The sequence below is a fragment of the Jiella sp. M17.18 genome, assembly GCF_041027365.1.
In the GTDB taxonomy this organism is placed as follows: Bacteria; Pseudomonadota; Alphaproteobacteria; order Rhizobiales; family Rhizobiaceae; genus VKMB-3413.
The window spans coordinates 1-2,430 of sequence record NZ_JBFTEH010000040.1 but is presented as its reverse complement, the minus strand read 5'-3'; the positions used below and the strand labels follow the sequence as shown (position 1 = coordinate 2,430).

Sequence of the window (2,430 nt, the reverse complement as noted above, 5' to 3'; positions counted from 1 at the left end):
GGAATAAGCGACGACAGCGAAATGGTACTGGACATGGCGACCTCCCTCGGGAACCGCCAATTCGCTCCTCAACTGCATCAGTTGTGAGTCAGACCCCTTATTCCACGCCGATTCACAACTGATCCGCATTCGCAGTCTTCGCCTGGCGATCGACACGATCCACAAGGTGCTCTGCCGGCTCGAGATGAACCGCCTCAAGCGACAGCGGCTCATGCGCAAGGGCCGCAAGCGCTATTCCGGGCCGATCCCCGGCGACCGGGTGCATATGGACGTCTGCAAGATCGCCCCGCGGCTCTACCAATACACCGCGATCGACGACCGCTCGCGCTGTCAGGTGATCGGCCTGTTCCGAAGCCGGTCGGCCAAATCGACCCTGGCCTTCCTCGATCAGCTCGTTGAGGAGATGCCGGTCTCGATCCAACGCATCCAGACCGACCGAGGCCAGGAGTTCTTCGCCTATGCGGTGCAGGATCGACTGCGCTCCTGGAGCATCAAGTTCCGCCCGATCCCCCCGCGGTCCCCGCACCTGAACGCCAAGGTCGAACGGGTCCAGCGGACGGCGCTCGATGAGTTCTGGCCGACCGTCAACATCATGGATCCCGAACTCGAAGTGCGCCTCGCCGAGTGGCAGCACTTCTACAACTGGGAGCGTCCGCACGACAGCCTAAGCGGCCTCGCGCCAATCGATCGCCTTTGCGACCGCACCACCCTTGCTCCCACCGGAGAGGAGATCGCAGCCACCTACGATCAGGATCGCGAACTCATCTTGCCGCGAGACTATTGGCCGTCGAGCGGGTGAAACGATCTCGGCAGATCACACAGGGAATTTACTCCGGCGCGGCAGCCCCGACAGGCGCCGCCTCGGGACCTGCTTTCTCACCGCCCTACACACGTCGGTGGAGCGCACCCCGTTTTGACCGGACAGGCGGCATAGCCGATAAGGCATAGGCATCCGCCTATGAGTACGACTATGTCGAAAGCTCCAGACGGCCCATTTTCTCGGGTCGAAGTGATCACTTCCGTGCAGCGCCGGCGGCGATGGTCGACCGCCGAGAAGGTCCGCCTCGTCGAGGAAGCGATGCGGCCAGGGATGAGCGTGTCCTTCGTGGCGCGGCAGGCGGGCGTCTCGCCCTCCCAGCTCTTTGCTTGGAAGCGCCGAATGCTTGAGGGCGGCCATGCCGCCGTCCAGGCTGACGAGGACGTCGTTGGCACGTCGAGGGTCCGCGATCTGGAGAAGCGGGTTCGCGACCTCGAGCGTCTGCTTGGCCGCAAAACGATGGAGAACGAGATCCTCAAGGAGGCGCTCGACGTCGCTCGCCCAAAAAACGGACATCGCCCTTGCTGTCCTGGAGCGATCCGACGGACGGTTCACGGTGAGCGCTGTGGCGCGGACGCTGGACGTCGCTCGTTCCCACATCAACGAGCGACGCGGCAGGGCGGTGAAGCCGCGAGGGCCGTATCGCAAGGTCGAGGATGTCGAGTTCCTGGCGCCGATCCGTGCCATCGTCGACGCTCGCCCGACCTATGGCTACAGGCGGGTCACGGCGCTGCTGAACCGTCGCCTGCGAGCGGAGGGGCAGCCGACGGTCAATGCCAAGCGGGTGCTACGGATCATGCAGCATCACGGCCTGACGCTGGAGCGCCATACTGCCCGACGGCCCGGCCGAACCCATGACGGCGTCGTCATCGCGCTGCGCTCGAATGTGCGCTGGTGCTCGGACCATCTGGAGATCCATGCCCGCAACCGCGAAGTCGTGCGCATTCTCTTCGTTCTGGATGCCTGCGACCGCGAGATCATCGCCTGGTCGGCCGTCGCGCAGGCCGGCATCTCCGGCGAGATGGTGCGCGACCTCATGGTCACCGCTGTCGAGCGTCGCTTCGGCACGACCAAGGTGCCGCATGCCGTCGAATGGCTGTCGGACAACGGCAGCGCATACATCGCCAAGGACACCGCCGATACCGCCCGTGCCCTCGGCCTGACGCTGCTCTTCACGCCCGTCCGCAGCCCGGAGTCGAACGGCATGTCCGAGGCCTTCGTCAAAACCCTGAAGCGCGACTATGCGAGCGTCTCGATCCTGCCTGACGCTGCCACCATTCTCGCCTTGCTCCCCGCCTGGATCGAGGATTATTGCGAGGTCCACCCGCACTCAGGCCTGAAGTTCCGCTCGCCCCGCGAGTTCATCAGGCTCAGTGCCTAAACCCAACCGCCGCATGTCCGGCGAAACGGGGTGCACTCCAGTCGGTCATCGGTGTCTTTCCGGTCGGTATTGAGGTCAGCAACCGGGCCCCACCGGAGATTGCCGGTGATCACCACACCGCTAGAGCGTTTCACGGTTTGACGGAAGCGTAGCCGGCGTTGGCGAAGTAGTTGGCGCATTCGGCGGGCTGGATGGTTTCCACCAGAGCGCCGATGCGGCGCCATGTGTCTTC

2 protein-coding genes and 1 pseudogene are annotated in these 2,430 nt (G+C 64.3%); 2 read left to right on the top strand and 1 reads right to left on the bottom strand.

From position 1 onward, the window contains the following. Positions 1–184 precede the first annotated feature (184 nt). Both AB5S17_RS23320 and AB5S17_RS23315 read left to right on the top strand, forming a co-directional pair. Positions 185–799 carry a DDE-type integrase/transposase/recombinase gene (locus AB5S17_RS23320; protein WP_369243569.1) on the top strand — a complete coding sequence of 205 codons (615 nt, stop codon included), beginning with the start codon at positions 185–187 and terminating at the stop codon, positions 797–799. A 171-nt stretch (positions 800–970) separates the two neighbouring features. Continuing rightward, positions 971–2,198, top strand: a protein-coding gene (locus tag AB5S17_RS23315; RefSeq protein WP_369243568.1) for an IS3 family transposase whose coding sequence is annotated in 2 segments (ribosomal slippage) — positions 971–1,320 and positions 1,319–2,198 — 1,230 coding nt in all. Because the reading frame shifts where the segments join, the coding sequence is not laid out codon by codon here. A 130-nt stretch (positions 2,199–2,328) separates the two neighbouring features. On the opposite strand, the pseudogene AB5S17_RS23310 reads toward AB5S17_RS23315, so the two are convergent. Continuing rightward, positions 2,329–2,430: pseudogene (locus AB5S17_RS23310) on the bottom strand (IS630 family transposase); the annotation flags it as partial.

Coding starts and splice junctions, on each gene's coding strand:
- AB5S17_RS23320 (WP_369243569.1), top strand. CDS start 185: ATGAACCGCCTCAAGCGACAGCGGCTCATGCGCAAGGGCCGCAAGCGC.